Origin of the sequence: Pauljensenia sp. UMB6358, from assembly GCF_030216865.1 — a bacterium.
Taxonomy (GTDB): Bacteria; Actinomycetota; Actinomycetes; order Actinomycetales; family Actinomycetaceae; genus Pauljensenia; species Pauljensenia turicensis_A.
Genome location: NZ_JASOMS010000007.1, coordinates 63090 through 79526, shown reverse-complemented (window position 1 = coordinate 79526; position 16437 = coordinate 63090). Strand labels below are relative to the sequence as shown.

Here is a 16437-nt window from a genome sequence, read left to right as displayed (position 1 = left end):
GAGACAATCAACGGGCTCGGTAGGGGAATCCTCTACTGAGCCCGTTGAGCTTTGTCTTCACCACCAGAGGCGTTCAGCGTCTCAGAAGGGACCTCGTCGCCCCTGACACGAACTGGGAAAGGCGGTCGCTAGTCCTTACGCAGTAGCAACGAATCGACGCGGTGATCCTGGTCTTTGTGGAAGATCATCGTGGCGCGTTCGCGAGTGGGAGCGATGTTTTCACGCAGGTTTGGCAAGTTAATTGCCGACCAGACCATGCGCGCTGTCGCTTCGGCCTCCGTGTCCGTCAAACTGGCGTAAGTGCGGAAGAAGGAATCTTCACGCGAGAAGGCAGTTTGGCGAAGAGTGAGGAACCGGTCGACATACCACTGCTCGATGTCGGATTCTTCAGCATCGACGTAGATCGAGAAGTCGAAGTAGTCAGACACGGAAACACCGAGCGCCCCAGGGTGGAGGCGCGGGGGTTGCAGAACGTTCACTCCCTCGACGATCAGAATGTCGGGAGCCTCAATGTGGAGGATTTTGCCCGGGACAACGTCGTAGATGACATGCGAGTACACGGGAGCAGTGACGTCGCCCGCCCCCGACTTCACGGCGGCCAAGAAATTCAGCAGAGCCTGACGGTCGTAGGACTCCGGGAAGCCCTTGCGTGCCATGATGCCCTTTTCTTCGAGCACGGCGTTCGGATAGAGGAAGCCGTCGGTTGTCACCAGGTCGACGCGCGGGGTGTGCTCCCAACGCTGGAGCAGAAGTTGCAGAAGACGGGCGACGGTTGACTTTCCAACGGCAACTGAGCCGGCAATTCCGATGACGAAAGGGGTGGGTGTGGGCGTTTGCTCGCCCAGGAAGGTGGCGCGTTCGCGGGCGGTGCGTCGCCTGCCGTCAACGTACAGCTGAAGGAGCGCAGACAAAGGGCGATAAATCGCGTCGACTTCGCTCATGTCGATGGGGTCGCCCAAGGAAGCGATCCTGGTGATGTCTTCTTGCGTCAACGGCAGGGGAGTGTGGTCGACCAACCTATCCCAATCGGCGCGTTCAATGCGCGTAAAAGGGGAGATCGCAGAGTAGGCGTGTGCGTTGTGGGAAGTCACGATGGCATTGTCTCGCACTCGCTTGTTCGAATGCACCTTTGAGGCAAAAGTGTGAAGAATGGCGGGTATCTGTCGGACATGGGCAAGGCGACGAGCGCAACTCCGCTCGATGTGCTGGAATTGCTTGCATGTGTGGAATTGTTGGACATATTGGTTGTGCCCCTTCGGCTCATTCGCGTGAGGTCGTCATGGGGGGCCTCGCTCGCCTGGAATACCGAGGATACGACTCTGCCGGTTTGGCTCTGTCAACTCCGGACGGCCTGGAGGTGATTCGCGCGGTCGGTAAGCTCGCGAACCTTGCTGACAAGATCGAGGTCCTCAAGCCTGCCGATGCTTTCGCTGCGATCGGTCATACTCGTTGGGCGACGCACGGTCGTCCGACTGTTGCGAATGCTCACCCGCATTCGTCCGCAGACGGTCGTTTCGCTCTGGTACACAATGGCATCATCGAAAATGCTGACGCGTTGCGCGCCGAACTTCGCGCCGATGGCGTCACTTTTGCGTCCGATACGGATACTGAGGTTGTCGTCCACCTGATTGCCAAGATGTACGAGGCCGGGACCGCTGGGCAGTGGGGCGGCTCTCTTGCCGGAGTGCACGCTGGCGAAGATACTGTTCGTCGCCTGATTGCTGCGATGCGCGCTGTTACTGAGCGCCTGCAGGGCACATTCACGCTGCTACTCGTTTCAGCCGATGCGCCGGAGGTTATTCTTGCGGCACGCCGTTCTTCGCCTCTGGTCGTTGGTTTGGGTGACGGCGAAAACTTCCTCGGTTCTGACGTTTTGGCATTCATTGAGCACACGAACCGCGCTGTCGAGATCGATCAGGATCAGATGGCCATTGTCACGGCTCGTGGCGTGACTGTTCTTGGCCATGATGGGAATGTTGTTCCGCTCAAGGAATACGAAGTTGACTTCACTTCGGATCGCGCGACGAAGGACGGCTGGCCGACCTTCATGGAAAAGGAAATTCACGAACAGCCCCGTGGTGTTCGCGAAACCTTGGAAGACCGTATCGATTCCACCGGTCACCTTGCACTCGACGAGGTCCGTATCCCCGAGTACATTCTGCGTGGCGTCGACAAGATCGTCATGATCGGTTGCGGTACCGCGTCCTACGCCGGTCAGGTCGCCAAGTACGCGATCGAACACTGGTGCCGTATCCCCGTCGAGGTCGAGCTTTCCTCTGAGTTCCGCTACCGCGACCCGGTCGTCACCGAAAAAACACTGGTCGTGGCCATCTCGCAGTCCGGTGAAACCATGGACACGATCCAGGCGATCCGTCACGCTCGCGAGCAGGGCGCGAAGGTCGTGGCGATCGTGAATACTCCGGGCTCGACTATTTCGCGTGAGTCCGACGCTGTTCTGCTGACCCACGCGGGCCCGGAAATCGCTGTCGCCTCCACCAAGGCGTTCACGTCTCAGGTCACCGCCTGCTTCATCCTTGGCCTGTACCTTGCCCAAGTTCGTGGCAACAAGTACTCCGACGAGATCATCGACTACATGGAAAAGCTGGCTGAAGCACCGGCGAAGATCCAGAAGATCCTCGATCAGGGCGAGACTGTCCGACAGTTTGCTCGCACCATGAAACACGCGACGTCCGTCATCTACCTCGGTCGCCACGTCGGATACCCGGTTGCCCTTGAAGGCGCCTTGAAGCTCAAGGAAATCTGCTACATCCACGCAGAAGGCTTCGCGGCCGGCGAACTCAAGCACGGCCCGATCGCACTGGTCGACGAAGGCCAGCCAGTCATCATCGTTGTTCCGACCCCGCGTCGTCCCGAACTGCACAACAAGGTTCTGGCAAACATTCAGGAAGTTCGCGCTCGCGGTGCAAAGACCATCGTCATCGCTGAAGAAGGCGACACCTCCGTCGACGAATTCGCTGAAATCGTGTTCAGGATTCCTCCGATTCCGACGCTGTACGCACCCCTGTTGACGGTTGTCCCACTGCAGATCTTCGCCTGCGAACTTGCAACCGTGAAGGGCCTTGACGTCGATCAACCACGCAACCTCGCTAAGTCTGTGACCGTTGAGTAAGCATCCCTGACTGGACTTTTCCTGCGTCTGCCACACGTCGTGGCAGACGCAGGATTCGTTTTGTGCGGACGTTTTCGCTTTCGTGGGACAAATCCCACTACCATCGGGCTGTATCCGCTTGTTGACCGAGTATGCGAGCCCGGCCTCGTACACCAAAAACAGGATTGAGATTATCGTGATCGACATTCTCTGGGCGCTCGTTCCATCGATTTTGTTTGGCCTTCAAACCACCATCACCGGCGCGGTCAAGACAACTGACCAGCAGCGTGTTCTCGGTTTGACGATGGGTGGTTTTATTTTTGCGCTCGCAGTCACGCCCTTCCTTGGGGTTCAGTGGAATGTGCGCGATGTGATCGTCGCTTTTGTTACCGGATTGATTGTCGGCTGGGGTCTGGTGGACCAGGTCGCTGCTTTCAACGTGCTGGGTGTTTCGCGCACGATGCCGGTGTCGACGGGCGGGCAGTTGGCAGCGATCTCGCTGGGTGGTGTTCTTCTGTTCGGCGAATGGCGTCACGGTGGGGCGCTCCCGGTCGGTGCGACTGCGATTATCGTCCTCATTCTGGGTATTTGGTTCGTCTCACGCACCGAGGAAGGCTCCGATACGAAGAACCTGGATTGGGCGCGCGGAACGCGTTTGCTGATGACGTCGACCTTCGCTTTTTCGAGTTACGTGTTGATCGGTCGTGCCTTTGGGCTGGATGGTCCCTCGATCCTGTTGCCGCAGGCGACGGGCTACTTCCTTGTTGCCCTGATCGCGTACGCCGTTGACGCGCGCCGGAAGGGGGACGAGGCTCCGAAGCTAGTGAGTCTCCCAATGGCGCAAATGACGGCACTCGGCCTGATGTGGGGTGCCGCCGTCGTCCTACTCCAGGTCGGCGCTGGACGCGTCGGTGTCGCGACCGGTTTCACTCTGTCGCAGCTGGGCATTCTGATTTCGACTCCTCTCGGTATCCTCTGGCTGGGTGAGCACCGCGCGGGTCGCGAACTGCGTTGGACTGTCATTGGTGTTGCGCTGGTTATCGTCGGCGCGGTGCTTGCGGGGGTCGCTAAGGGGCTCGACGCCGCCTGAGGCCTTTTCGTCCGCGCCTTGGCGCACATCCCCCGGTCTTATACCACCGCGCTTGTTCACCGTTTGGGGTGTATACGACCGCGCTTGTTCACCGTGCGGCACCAACCCCTGAGAGTGAAGAAACCGCGACAATCCGCGCAATAGGTTGATGCGTGCCCAAAGGGGTGACACTATCACTGCATGATCTTCGTGAACGATCGCGCGACTGCGCGTGCCATTGAGGCTGACTTTTTAGCGCGCCACACAGAAGCTGGAGATGGCGATCCGGATTGGTTAATGAAGCGAGCGGCACACGCAGTAGCTGAAGCCGTGACCGCGCTTGTTCACCGCGGCGATACCGCGCTTGTTCACCGTTCACCCGCCTTTTCACCCGGATGCGTTGAAAGCGATGATTGTCTGACGCTTCCTCGCGTGTGCGCGCTTGTTGGAGGCGGGGACAACGGAGGCGATGCCCTGTATGCGCTCGCCTACCTAGCTGAACAGGGGTTTTCCTGCTCGGCTCTGCTTCTTGCTCCGAAGTCTCATTCACGAGGCCGATCAGTTGCGCTTGAGGCAGGTGTGCAGATTCTTGATGCTTACGCGCTTGTTCAGGAAAAGCTTGCCGATCAGCAGGATCCAGCCGGTGGCGCTGACGGTGAACAAGCGCGGTCGAAGTTGTGGGCGCTCACTGACATTTCAAACATTGCTACGGCTTTGGAAGCTCCTATCTGGATCGATGGAATTCTTGGAATTGGCGCGTCAGGCGAGCTTCGGGAACCGACGCGCTCGTTCATCGAGGAGCTTGTCCAGCTTCAACAAGCGCGGGGAGTGAAGGTCGTCGCGGTCGACGTGCCTTCCGGGCAGTTCTCAGATGATGGGGAAGTGACTGGGCCAGTAGTGTCTGCGACAACGACCGTCACTATGGGATTGCTGAAGACACCACTCGTCCTTCCTCCCTCCGCCTATTACACGGGGACTCTGCAGTGTGTTCCGCTGGGTTTTAACGCCCAAGAATCAGATGTTCGAGTCGTGACCGACCAAGATGTTGCCCGCACTGTCATTCGCCCCGATTGGGCGGACCACAAGTACACGCGCGGAGTCGCAGGCTTGGTAGTCGGCTCAGAAACCTACCCCGGAGCAGGCGCTCTGAGTTGTCTGGGTGCCAGCTATTCCGGCGTGGGCATGGTGCGTCTGGATGCGCCCGATCAAGTCCTTGACTTGGTGTTGACGCTCGAGCCGGGGATCGTTGGTGTCGGTGGTCGAATCCAGGCGGGTCTGGTTGGTCCGGGAATGGATGATGATACGCGTGTGAACGCGCTCGAGCTGGCAAAGTTCTGCGTTGCCTCGCATCTTCCCCTGATTGTTGATGCGGGTGCGCTGTCCTTTGTCCGAGAAATGGCGACGGTGGGAGGATTGGAGCGGGTGCTCCTCACGCCTCACGCAGGCGAAGCCGAGGCTATGTTCAGCCAATGGGGCCAGAAGCGCCCTCGCTGGTGGGTTGAGCAGTGCCCGGTAGAGGCCGCACGTCTTCTTGCGAAGCTCAGTGGAGCAAATGTGCTGCTGAAAGGGGCCTCGTGCATTCTTTCAACACCGCAAGGCGAAATCGTTATTGTTCCGCGAGGGAGTGGCTGGGCCGGAGTCGCAGGAAGTGGCGATGTGCTGGCGGGCCTGCTCGCAGGCTTTGCGGCACAGTGGGGTGCGAAGAGTGAACGAGGCTCATCAACTACTTCGCTTGTTGAAGCTCTGGCTGCGGGCGCGCTTGTTCACGCGCGTGCTGGCGAACGCGCTGCGTCGAAGGTGAGTGTGAGTGGTGGCCCGGTGACCGCAATCCAGATTGCAAAATGCGTGTCGAGCGTGATCGGGGAGTTGCTCGCCTGATTTTTACCGCGCTTGTTCAGTGCTCCGTTTCAACAAATTGGTGCTGACGAGCTGTTTTCTTGAACAAGCGCAGTGCTGTTTGACGAGTAAACGGTGAACAAGCGCGGTGTTGTTTGACGAGTAAACGGTGAACAAGCGCGGTGGGAGACGCGTGAATCTGAAGGTGAACGCAACAATGATGACCCTCCGTAACGCGCGCTTGTTCACCGGTGCGATACTAGAAGCGTGATGAACGAAGAGTCTTCCGCTTTCGCCCAGTACCCGGCGCGCGCTGTCGTTGACCTCAGCGCCATTGCCGACAATCTGGCGGTGCTGAAACAATCTGCGCCGACGGCCATTCAGATGGCAGTTGTCAAGGCAGATGCCTACGGGCATGGAATTCTTCCCGTTGCGATGACTGCGCTTGAGGCAGGAGCTTCGTGGCTCGGTGTCGCGCAACTCGGTGAAGCACTCACTCTGCGATACGCGCTCGACGAAGCTGGAATAGCACGTGAGAAAGCGCCGATTCTGACGTGGATCGCCCCCTCGGGAGCTGACTGGGCGCAGGCGCTCGAAGCAGACTTGGATCTGTCGGTGTCCTGGACCTGGGTGCTGGCCCAGATCTGCGCGGCTGCACGCGAAACGGGTAAGAAGGCGCGCATTCACGTGAAGATCGATACGGGCATGTCGCGCGCGGGTTCGACGCTTGCGGATCTGCCGGCGCTTGCTTCGGCAGTGCGGATGGCCCGCGACGAGGGTCTTGTTGAGGTGATCGGCGCGTGGAGTCACCTGTCGCGCGCGGACGACCCCAGCGACGAGGGCAATGCATCGACCGCCTCGCATGTCCACATTTTCGAGGCCGGTTGCACAATTCTGGCGCAGGCTGGAATTAGGCCGGAACTTCGCCACCTGAGTGCCACATCAGGCATCCTCTGGCATCCCGAAGCGCACTACGACATGGTGCGCGCCGGCATCGGTATGTACGGACTGAGCCCCAACTCCGCCGTGGCGTCCGCATCTGACTTGGGGTTGCGTCCCGCGATGACCCTGCAAGCGCCACTGACCAGCGTCAAAGTAATCGAAGAGGACACCCCCGCTTCATATGGTGGCACGTGGCGTTCGCCCTCGAGGCGCTGGGTTGGTCTGGTGCCCCTCGGATATGCCGACGGTATTCTGCGCGCCGGATCGAACGGCGCTCCCGTCCTTGTTAACACGGATAGGGGTCCGATTCGCACGCATATTGTAGGCCGAGTGTGTATGGATCAGTTCATCATCGACCTTGGCCCAGCATCGGGGGAGGCGGGTCTGCCGACTGGCCGCACCGAGAATGCGCCCGCACAGGTTGGAGACGGCGTCATCCTTTTCGGTGACCCGGCCACCGGTGCGCCACTGGCTGACGAATGGGCAAGCCAAGCCGGCACCATCAACTACGAAATCGTTGCCCGCTTGGGCGAACGCATCCCGCGCCTCTATATTGGCGCGGCTCGACGTGAGGAGAACTGTTCATGACCGCTGAACCCCAGTCGTTGGTGTCTGCTTCCGCTGATGAAACGCGGTGCCTCGGGCGCGCCTTGGGTGAAAACCTGCGCGCCGGCGATCTCATCATGTTGCGTGGCGGTTTGGGCGCGGGTAAGACGACGTTCACTCAAGGCGTGGGTGAAGGAATCGGGGTACGAGGCCGTGTGGCATCCCCGACGTTCATCGTGGCCCGCGTTCACCCGAACCTCGGTGACGGTCCTGACTTGATCCACGCCGACGCCTATCGCATCCGCGACCTCGAAGACCTCGAAACCCTGGACCTCGATTCTTCTCTGGCAGAGTCCGTGACCGTCGTCGAATGGGGCGAAGGTAAGACGGAAGCCCTGTCTGATGAGCGCCTCGAAATTGATGTCACGCGCAAGACCGGTGGTGAAGCTGCCCACGACGGAGACGCGATCGACCTTGAAACGATGGATGACGGCGAGCGCACCATTACGCTCCACCCGCACGGCAACCGCTGGGACGGCGTTCTCGAAGCAGTCATGGCACGCGCCAGCGAACTGATTGCCACCTTGGACGAAGACTGATTGGCAAGCCCCGCGTTTCTTGGGATCGCCCGCTCCCGAAGCTCACATCGTGACTCGCTGATCCGACGAGTAGGATTACCCCTGTGATTGAACTGAGCCTTGATACCTCCGCCGCCACGATCGTTTCCGTCTTGAAAGACGGAACCGTGGTGGGACACGCTCACAACGAATCAACGCGTCACCACGCTGAATCGATCACCGAGCTTGTCCGCGAGACACTCGGTCAAGCCGGTCTGCCGGTCGAGGCGAAGGACGCTGGTATTGAACGCGTGTTGGTTGGTACGGGTCCTGCACCGTTTACCGGTCTGCGCGCGGGCCTCGTCTCCGCGCGAGTGTTTGCGCTCGCGGCAGGCGTGCCCGTCTACGGAGCCTCAAGCTTGGATGTCATTGCCCGCCAGGCACTCGACTTGCTTCCCCCGGACACCCACGTGTACGCCGTTTCTGATGCGCGCCGTAAGGAACTGTACTGGGGACACTACGTCGCAGAAGGTGCCGATGATGTGCGTCTGATCGGCCGCCTTGAGGTCGGCACGGCTCAGAGCCTGCTCAACTCGATGCGTGATGCGGACGGTCTGATCATCAGCGCGGGTGAACTTCCCGCTCACTCCGTCGACTGCCTTGCCCTCGCGGGTAAGGGGCCGATCGTTGATGGAGATCCGGCAGTTCTGTCGCGTATTGTTTCTGCTCGTTTGGCCAAGGGTGAAGAAGATCGCCTCGGCACCGAGCCGCTCTACCTGCGCCGTCCCGAGATTCACGGCCAGCCGATGGAGCGCATGTGACCGGCGTTCCGGTTGAGATCCATCAGGCAAAGCCGGGGGATGAAGAGATCCTGGTTGCGCTTGAAGAAGCTCTTTTCCCGGAGGACCCATGGACGTGGGGAATGATCGCCGACGAGCTGGCCTCCCCGTTTTCCACCTACTACCTGGCGGCCCTCCCAGATGGCCCTGACCTGCAGGTTGTCGGCTACGGGGGAGTGAAAGTGGTGGGCGATGGCGCCGACATTATGACAATCGGCGTTTTCCCCCATGTACGAGGCCAGGGCCTGGGTAAACAGATCCTCGACCTGCTGGTATCTCGCGCACGTGAAGCTGGAGCGGACTACGTGTTCCTTGAAGTTCGCGAGTCGAATGAAGCTGCACGACGCCTCTACGAACGCTCAGGTTTTATCGTCCTGGACCGCTTGAGGGGATATTTCAAGAATCCACTCGAAGACGGCATCGCCATGCGATTGGACCTGACGAACTGAAAGTGTGGGTGGCCTCGTCCCTTCAACGTCGAGCGTGACGGTGACGGAAGAGAGCACACAAGTAGGCGCGCACCTGCGTTTTACGACGGGTTTCTCAAAACTGTCATATGCCCGAAATTTGAAACAGGACGGTTAGGTAAAAGGCAGTCAACACCCGCCTGAAACATCTCTGTCGCACGCGTAACCAGCCTCCAAACCGCCAAGGAAGCCCCTAAGAATTTAGCTAAATTACGCGGAAAACTGAGCTGACAAAACGCTCATCTAGGACCAAGGGCGGACAACAGTCCTAAAACGCTTGAAGACGTGTGGATATTCTTGGGACATGGCCACTACAAATGTCGCAACGAAGAAGCGCCGCGCGTGGACCACCAGTGTTTTTATTAAGCAACTGATGGCCATCTCGGGCTTCATTTTCGTCTTCTTCCTGCTGTTCCACTCCTACGGCAACCTCAAGATGTTCCTCGGTCAGGAAGCGTATGACCATTACGCACACTGGCTGAAGGAAGAGGCTTTCGTGCCGATCTTCCCGCACGGCGGATTCATCTGGGTATTCCGCGCCGCGATGCTCCTGATGCTTGTCATCCACCTGTACGCAGCTGCATACACGTGGAAGCGTTCGCGTCGCGCACGTTCGACCCGCTACGTCGTGAAGAAGTCCGTTACCGATTCGTACGCCGCGCGCACCATGCGCATGTCCGGCGTTCTGATCCTGTTCCTCTTCATCTTCCACATCCTGCACTTCACGACCGGCACTGTCCGCACGGGCTTCACCGCTGATTCGACGCCTTACGAGCGCATGGTTGCATCGTTCAACTCGCCGCTGCTCGTCATCGTGTACGCAATCTTCGTCGGTCTTGCATGTATTCACGTTTCGCACGGCTTCTGGTCAATGTTCCAGACGCTCGGTTGGGTTCGCCCCGCGACTCGTAAGCCGATGATCGTCCTCTCCGGCCTCGTTGGCGCCATCATCTTCGTGATGTTCATGGCACCTCCGATCGCAATCGCCGCCGGATTCATCTCTTGAGGAAGCTGATTACTCATGACTGAAACCCTGATCAAGGGCCTCTACCGTGAAGGCGAGAAGATCGCTGACGCCAAGGCTCCTCTTGATGTGCCAATCGCCGAATGCTGGGAACAGCGTAAGTTCTCCGCCGCTCTGGTGAACCCGGCTAACCGTCGTAAGCTCCGTGTCATCATCGTAGGCAGTGGCCTTGCGGGTGGCGCTGCTGCCGCTTCGCTCGGCGAAATGGGCTACAACGTCGACGTGTTCTTCTACCAGGACTCCGCTCGTCGCGCGCACTCTATTGCTGCGCAGGGTGGTATCAACGCTGCGAAGAACTACCGCAACGACAATGACTCCGTCTACCGCCTCTTCTACGACACGGTTAAGGGTGGTGACTACCGCGCCCGCGAAACCAACGTCTACCGTCTGGCAGAGGTCAGCGCGAACATCATCGACCAGTGCGTCGCACAGGGCGTTCCGTTCGCGCGCGAATACGGTGGTCTGCTCGACAACCGCTCCTTCGGTGGTGTCCAGGTCTCCCGTACGTTCTACGCGCGTGGCCAGACAGGTCAGCAGCTCCTGATCGGCGCCTACCAGGCGCTGGAACGTCAGGTTGCAGCCGGCACGGTCAAGGAATACTCGCGCCACGAAATGGTTGAGATCATCGTTTCCGATGGTCGCGCCCGTGGCATCGTCGCCCGTGACATGGCAACCGGCAAGCTGGAAACCTACGTCGCTGACGCAGTTGTCCTGGCAACCGGTGGTTACGGCAACGTCTTCTTCCTGTCGACCAACGCGATGGGGTGTAACGCTACCGCAATCTGGCGCGCATACCGCAAGGGTGCCTACTTCGGTAATCCCTGCTTCACGCAGATCCACCCGACCTGCATCCCGCAGCACGGCGATCAGCAGTCGAAGCTGACCCTCATGTCGGAGTCTCTCCGTAACGACGGTCGTATTTGGGTTCCCAAGAAGGCTGAAGACTGCGAAAAGGACCCGCGTCAGATCCCCGAAGAGGATCGCGACTACTACCTGGAGCGCATCTACCCGTCCTTCGGCAACCTGGTTCCCCGCGATATTGCATCGCGTCAGGCAAAGAACATGTGTGACGAAGGTCGTGGCGTCGGCCCGAAGATCGCCGGCGTCGCCCGTGGCGTCTACCTCGACTTCGCCGATGCGATCGAGCGCATGGGTGTGGCCGCCGTCTCTGCGAAGTACGGCAACCTGTTCGATATGTACGAGCGCATTACGGGCGACAACCCCTACGAGGTGCCGATGCGCATCTACCCGGCAGTCCACTACACCATGGGCGGGCTGTGGGTTGACTACGATCTCGAGTCCAACCTTCCCGGTCTGTACGTTGCTGGCGAAGCAAACTTCTCCGACCACGGCGCCAACCGCCTGGGTGCATCCGCGCTCATGCAGGGGCTGTCGGACGGCTACTTCGTCCTGCCGAACACAATCAACGATTACCTCTCCAAGTGCTTCAATCTGCCGAAGCTGGACGAATCGTCCCCTGACGTTGTTGAAGCTCTCTCTGTGGCCCAGAAGCGCATCGACACCCTGATGTCGATCAACGGTTCCCGCTCGGTTGATTCCTTCCACAAGGAACTCGGCCACATCATGTGGGAATACTGCGGTATGGAGCGCACCGAGGAAGGCCTGAAGAAGGCAATCGGTATGATCCGCGAACTTCGCAAGGACTACTGGCAGAACGTTCGTGTTCCCGGCAAGTCCATTGGTGAACTCAACCAGTCCCTCGAAAAAGCTGGTCGCGTTGCCGATTTCATGGAGCTTGGTGAACTCATGTGCATCGATGCTCTTCACCGTGAGGAATCCTGTGGCGGCCACTTCCGCGCCGAGTCGCAGACCCCTGAAGGCGAAGCGCTTCGCGATGACGACAAGTTCCTGTACGTCGCCGCGTGGGAGTGGGGTGGCGAAGATCAGCCGCCGATCCTCCACAAGGAAGACCTCATTTACAACAACATCGAGCTAAAGCAGCGGAGCTACAAGTGAACCTGACACTGAAGATCTGGCGCCAAGATGGTCCCGAGGACCGTGGCGCGATGCACGAGTACCAGGTGAAGGGAATCTCCGAGGAGTCGTCCTTCCTTGAAATGCTCGACGTCCTCAATGAGGAACTCTTCGCACGTGGTGAAGAGCCCATCGCATTCGACTCTGACTGCCGTGAAGGCATCTGCGGTCAGTGTGGCATTGTCGTTAACGGCATTGCCCATGGTCCGGAGGTCACCACGACCTGCCAGCTTCACATGCGTACCTTCCACGACGGTGACACCATCACCATTGAGCCGTGGCGTGCAGAAGCATTCCCGGTTATCAAGGATCTGGTTGTCAACCGTTCTGCACTGGACCGCATCATCCAGGCTGGTGGCTACATCTCGGTGAATACCGGTGCGGCCCCGGACGCTCACGCAACCCCGGTTCCGAAGCAGGACGCAGACCGCGCATTCGAAGCGGCTGCATGCATTGGCTGTGGCGCTTGTGTGGCGGCCTGCCCGAACGCTTCGGCGATGCTGTTTACCTCGGCTAAGGTGACGCACCTCCAGCTTCTGCCCCAGGGCAAGCCGGAGAACTACAAGCGCGTTGTCAACATGCTCAACCAGATGGATGAAGAGGGCTTCGGCTCCTGCACCAACATCGGCGAGTGTGCTGCGGTCTGCCCGAAGCAGATCCCGCTTGACGTTATCTCTACGCTGAACCGTCAGCTCGGAAAGGCTGCTTTGAAGGGCATCTGATCCGGCTCGTGGCCTTTGCGGGGTCCCGGTGGTTTTCCACCGGGACCCCGCTTTTGTTTCTCCATCTTCCTTGCCCTATATCCGTCTTCCCTGACCGCGCTTGTTCACCGTTTCGTCTCCAAGTAATACCGCGCTTGTTCACCATCGGGCGCTCAGAATTACACATTAAGTCTGGAAGCATCGGCCCATCTCGCCGACTACTCAATGCAGAAGAGGCTAGAGTAAGAGCAGATAAAACTGCTGGTCAGCGCCATAGTTCGGCGTCGATGCGGAAGGTGATTTCAATGGAGAAATTCGACGAAACAGGCCCGAACACTCACACTCGTCGCTATAAGGTTTCATCATCGATTGCTATCGGAGCAATGATTGTCTTCGCGATTCTGTCGATCCTGCTTCTGCTCAGCTTGGTGTTCGGCTCGGATGCAATCAAGGTCACCGCGGATAAAGCACTCCCCTGGTCGCTTGTTGCCTTCGCCGTTGCATGTGTTGCGATGATCGTTGCCAACAAGCGGACTCCACTGAAGGATGATGACCCCGTAGAAAACTCACAGTGATGGCGGTCCGTGCCACGGCGCGGATGTCACACATTTGGATTCACGGCCTCGTTCTTTGCCGGCATAAACTGGAAGGGTGAAGGAACCACTCATCCTCGGAATCGAATCCACCTGCGACGAAACTGGCATTGGTCTTGTGCGCGGGTGCGAACTGCTCGTCGACCGCACGGCCACATCGATGGATCAGTATGCCCGCTACGGTGGTATCATCCCAGAAATTGCGTCGCGCGCTCACCTTGAATCGTTTATCCCAACCTTGAATGCGGCGCTTGATGAAGCTGGCGTGACGCTTGATGACGTGGATGCGATTGCTGTTGCTGCTGGCCCGGGCCTCGTTGGTTCTTTGACGGTCGGTATTTGTGCTGCGAAGGCGCTTGCCTCGTCCCTTGGCAAGCCCCTGTACGGTGTGAACCACGTGATCGGCCATCTTGCTGTCGATAAGCTTGCTGACGGCCCGCTCCCTGAGCGCTTTATCGGTCTGGTTGTTTCCGGTGGTCATTCGAATATTTTGCTGGTTAACGACATTGCAACCGACGTTCAAGAACTGGGTGGCACGCTTGACGATGCTGCCGGCGAAGCCTTCGATAAGGTTGGACGCCTGCTCAATCTGCCTTACCCGGGTGGGCCGCACGTCGATCGGCTCTCCCAGGCTGGCGACGTGAATGCCATTAAGTTCCCGCGCGGTTTGTCCGGTGGCAAGGATAAAGAGCGTCACAAGTACGATTTCAGCTTTTCCGGTCTGAAGACCGCTGTTGCTCGCTACATAGAGGGTACCGAGGCTCGCGGTGAAGCTGTGAACCCTGAAGACGTGTGCGCAGGCTTCTCTGAGGCAGTGAATGACTCTCTGACCGCTAAAGCAGTGCGCGCGGCGTTGGACACGGGGTGCCAGACGATCGTTGTGGGTGGCGGTTTTTCTGCGAACTCTCGTCTGCGTGCGCTTCTTGCTGAGCGTGCTGAGGCTTCTGGGCTTGAGGTTCGCCTGCCCCCGTTGCGTTTCTGCACGGATAACGGTGCGCAGATCGCTGCGATGGGGTCGGAGCTTGTTCGCGCAGGTGTTGCTCCGTCGGATTGGAATTTCTCGCCAGATTCGGGCATGCCTCTGACGCAGACGTCAATGTTGCCTAGTGCCTGATCTTCCTCTTTGCTATCGGTTGCGCCTAATCACCACCGCGCTTGTTCACCGTTTGTGTGGGGTGAGGTCGCGCTTGTTCACCGTTCAGGTTGGCGCGTCGGTGGCGCGAAGACGTTAATTGACGAGGCCACTTACCGTCACATCACTGCGCATGTGTGCGCGGATCAGCTGACACGCGTTGCAATGATCGCGCAGTGACGTCCCTCGATGCGCGTGGCAATGACGACGCCGTCCTTATCGCCTGAGAGCTTGAGTGAACGCCTCAGAGTCGCAGGGTCAATGTCGGCGCCTCGCTTCTTGACTTCAATGCGTCCGATGCCAAGGCTTCGAAGAGCAGCGGAAATTGTTTTCGGTTTCAACGTGACGACATCTTCGACCTTGAACCAGCGGATGAATTCGCTCGGCGTTGCCTCAGCCGCACTCACATACGCGATCGACTCAGAGATCAGGTGTGCATCCAACTGGTCGGCGAGCGTTGAAATGAGCCCGGCTCGAATCACTGCATCGTCGGGTTCACCCAAGTAATCCGCCAGCTTCCCGACGGGGGTTGGGATAAGTGGAGCGTTTGCTGGGGCCTCGTGAATTGCGCGCAAGGTGAACGTCCGCGATCCCTTGATGACGCACGCAACCCGACCCGAGCCATCGTGGGCGAGCGGGCCAGTCCAAATTGCCGCCTCGACTATGGATCCATCGACGCTTGTCCACTGCACGCACGCGTCTTCAGGCAGAGCCGAATAGGTGATTCCGGGCGCGACTTTGATGCCAACGCGGGGAATTGCCTCGCGCCAGCCCAGTACCGTTGAAAGTGAGGGAGACCAGGATTCAGGATTCATGAGACGCCTGGATCCGCGTTTTGCTCCGGTGCGTCGTGCAGGATCAGCGAAGATGGCGTCAACGCCACGGTCGGCAAGCTCATGAATGTCAAGATCCAGGACATTCCCAAGCAACACGTCGCTGTCCGGGAAATCGCGCAGGTTGGTTGCTGCGCATGCGACGGCATCGGGATTCAGGTCGACGCTGAGCGTTTTTAATCCCAGGCCGGCAATCGCCAGCGAGTCACTACCAATCCCACATCCGAGGTCTGCGACGTAGGTTGCTCCGCTGTCCCGAAACCGCCCAGCGTGGTGTGCGGCGACATTGAGGCGCGTTGCCTGCTCCAGCCCGTCGCGCGTGAAAATCATATGGTTGGCAAATTCGCCGAACTTCGTGTGAGCGTGAACGCGCAGATCCAATTGGGTGAGGAGCGCTGACACGAGCGCCGGCTCGATCCCTTCTTTCCGTAAGAGCGCGTTCAAGTGTGCCTGGTCTGCTTCTGTTGTGTGCGGGAGGGCCTGCAGGCGGGTAAGCAGGTCCCACCCCTCGCGCGTCAGAACAGGATCGAGGGAAGAATTCACCCTCCGATTCTGCCACGGACCGCGCTTGTTCGACGTTTACGCACATCGTTGGGCCTTTGCTTTCCCCGATTGAGTGCGCTTGTTCAGCGTTAGTGCGTCTGGATTTCAGATGTTGGGGACGAGGGCGCGCACATGAACTGGTTGCTTTTCTTGAACAAGCGCGGTGGTGGAGGTGGTGGATCGGTGAACAAGCGCGGTGGGTAATCTGCTGAAAGTGAACTGTTTGGCACTCAGGTTGCTCGAGTGCCAGA

The 16437-nt window shown here is 59.0% G+C and carries 14 protein-coding genes; 12 read left to right on the top strand and 2 right to left on the bottom strand.

Annotated features, from left to right (window positions below; translation table 11 throughout):
• Positions 1 to 128: 128 nt before the first annotated feature.
• The gene (gene coaA / locus QP381_RS06340) at positions 129 to 1091 is read right to left on the bottom strand and encodes a type I pantothenate kinase (RefSeq protein ID WP_006681465.1); all 963 of its coding nucleotides are present in this window, start codon (positions 1089 to 1091) and stop codon (positions 129 to 131) included.
• Positions 1092 to 1219: 128 nt separating this feature from the next.
• Here coaA and glmS point away from each other — a divergent pair, with 128 nt between their 5' ends.
• From glmS to tsaD, 12 genes are all read left to right on the top strand, one after another.
• On the top strand, positions 1220 to 3130 hold the full coding sequence (glmS, locus tag QP381_RS06335) for a glutamine--fructose-6-phosphate transaminase (isomerizing) (RefSeq protein WP_040318575.1): 1911 nt from the start codon (positions 1220 to 1222) through the stop codon (positions 3128 to 3130).
• Positions 3131 to 3305: 175 nt separating this feature from the next.
• The gene (locus QP381_RS06330; RefSeq protein WP_285068100.1) at positions 3306 to 4199 is read left to right on the top strand and encodes a GRP family sugar transporter; all 894 of its coding nucleotides are present in this window, start codon (positions 3306 to 3308) and stop codon (positions 4197 to 4199) included.
• 180 nt (positions 4200 to 4379) lie between these two features.
• Positions 4380 to 6056: a bifunctional ADP-dependent NAD(P)H-hydrate dehydratase/NAD(P)H-hydrate epimerase gene (locus QP381_RS06325; RefSeq protein WP_006681462.1), complete on the top strand. Its 1677-nt coding sequence runs from the start codon at positions 4380 to 4382 to the stop codon at positions 6054 to 6056.
• A 228-nt stretch (positions 6057 to 6284) separates the two neighbouring features.
• Positions 6285 to 7544 (top strand): alanine racemase, encoded by a 1260-nt coding sequence (gene alr / locus QP381_RS06320; protein WP_006681461.1) that lies wholly within the window; start codon positions 6285 to 6287, stop codon positions 7542 to 7544.
• Positions 7541 to 8101: a tRNA (adenosine(37)-N6)-threonylcarbamoyltransferase complex ATPase subunit type 1 TsaE gene (tsaE, locus tag QP381_RS06315; protein WP_006681460.1), complete on the top strand. Its 561-nt coding sequence runs from the start codon at positions 7541 to 7543 to the stop codon at positions 8099 to 8101. Before alr ends, tsaE begins: the two co-directional genes overlap by 4 nt.
• Positions 8102 to 8184: 83 nt before the next feature.
• Positions 8185 to 8880 carry a tRNA (adenosine(37)-N6)-threonylcarbamoyltransferase complex dimerization subunit type 1 TsaB gene (gene tsaB / locus QP381_RS06310; protein ID WP_006681459.1) on the top strand — a complete coding sequence of 232 codons (696 nt, stop codon included), beginning with the start codon at positions 8185 to 8187 and terminating at the stop codon, positions 8878 to 8880.
• Positions 8877 to 9347 carry a ribosomal protein S18-alanine N-acetyltransferase gene (gene rimI, locus QP381_RS06305; protein WP_006681458.1) on the top strand — a complete coding sequence of 157 codons (471 nt, stop codon included), beginning with the start codon at positions 8877 to 8879 and terminating at the stop codon, positions 9345 to 9347. Before tsaB ends, rimI begins: the two co-directional genes overlap by 4 nt.
• A 322-nt stretch (positions 9348 to 9669) precedes the next feature.
• Positions 9670 to 10371 carry a succinate dehydrogenase cytochrome b subunit gene (locus tag QP381_RS06300; RefSeq protein WP_006681457.1) on the top strand — a complete coding sequence of 234 codons (702 nt, stop codon included), beginning with the start codon at positions 9670 to 9672 and terminating at the stop codon, positions 10369 to 10371.
• Between the two features lie 15 nt (positions 10372 to 10386).
• Positions 10387 to 12366, top strand: coding sequence for a fumarate reductase/succinate dehydrogenase flavoprotein subunit (locus QP381_RS06295; protein ID WP_285068099.1), 1980 nt, complete (start codon positions 10387 to 10389; stop codon positions 12364 to 12366).
• Positions 12363 to 13106: a succinate dehydrogenase/fumarate reductase iron-sulfur subunit gene (locus QP381_RS06290; RefSeq protein WP_103631668.1), complete on the top strand. Its 744-nt coding sequence runs from the start codon at positions 12363 to 12365 to the stop codon at positions 13104 to 13106. The genes QP381_RS06295 and QP381_RS06290 overlap by 4 nt, the downstream gene beginning before the upstream one ends.
• 284 nt (positions 13107 to 13390) lie before the next feature.
• Positions 13391 to 13660, top strand: a complete 270-nt coding sequence (locus tag QP381_RS06285) for a hypothetical protein (RefSeq protein ID WP_285068098.1) — start codon at positions 13391 to 13393, stop codon at positions 13658 to 13660.
• A 76-nt stretch (positions 13661 to 13736) separates the two neighbouring features.
• Positions 13737 to 14792 (top strand): tRNA (adenosine(37)-N6)-threonylcarbamoyltransferase complex transferase subunit TsaD, encoded by a 1056-nt coding sequence (gene tsaD, locus QP381_RS06280; RefSeq protein ID WP_179369882.1) that lies wholly within the window; start codon positions 13737 to 13739, stop codon positions 14790 to 14792.
• Between the two features lie 164 nt (positions 14793 to 14956).
• Here tsaD and QP381_RS06275 read toward each other — a convergent pair whose 3' ends face one another.
• A complete protein-coding gene (locus QP381_RS06275; RefSeq protein ID WP_285068097.1) occupies positions 14957 to 16186 on the bottom strand; it encodes a class I SAM-dependent methyltransferase in 1230 nt (409 codons plus the stop codon).
• Between the last annotated feature and the right edge of the window lie 251 nt (positions 16187 to 16437).

Bases quoted from the DNA above. Each gene is read 5' to 3' on its own strand.
- glmS (WP_040318575.1), top strand. From the start codon at position 1,220: ATGTGTGGAATTGTTGGACATATTGGTTGTGCCCCTTCGGCTCATTCG.
- QP381_RS06325 (WP_006681462.1), top strand. From the start codon at position 4,380: ATGATCTTCGTGAACGATCGCGCGACTGCGCGTGCCATTGAGGCTGAC.
- alr (WP_006681461.1), top strand. From the start codon at position 6,285: ATGAACGAAGAGTCTTCCGCTTTCGCCCAGTACCCGGCGCGCGCTGTC.
- tsaE (WP_006681460.1), top strand. From the start codon at position 7,541: ATGACCGCTGAACCCCAGTCGTTGGTGTCTGCTTCCGCTGATGAAACG.
- QP381_RS06300 (WP_006681457.1), top strand. From the start codon at position 9,670: ATGGCCACTACAAATGTCGCAACGAAGAAGCGCCGCGCGTGGACCACC.
- QP381_RS06295 (WP_285068099.1), top strand. From the start codon at position 10,387: ATGACTGAAACCCTGATCAAGGGCCTCTACCGTGAAGGCGAGAAGATC.
- QP381_RS06285 (WP_285068098.1), top strand. From the start codon at position 13,391: ATGGAGAAATTCGACGAAACAGGCCCGAACACTCACACTCGTCGCTAT.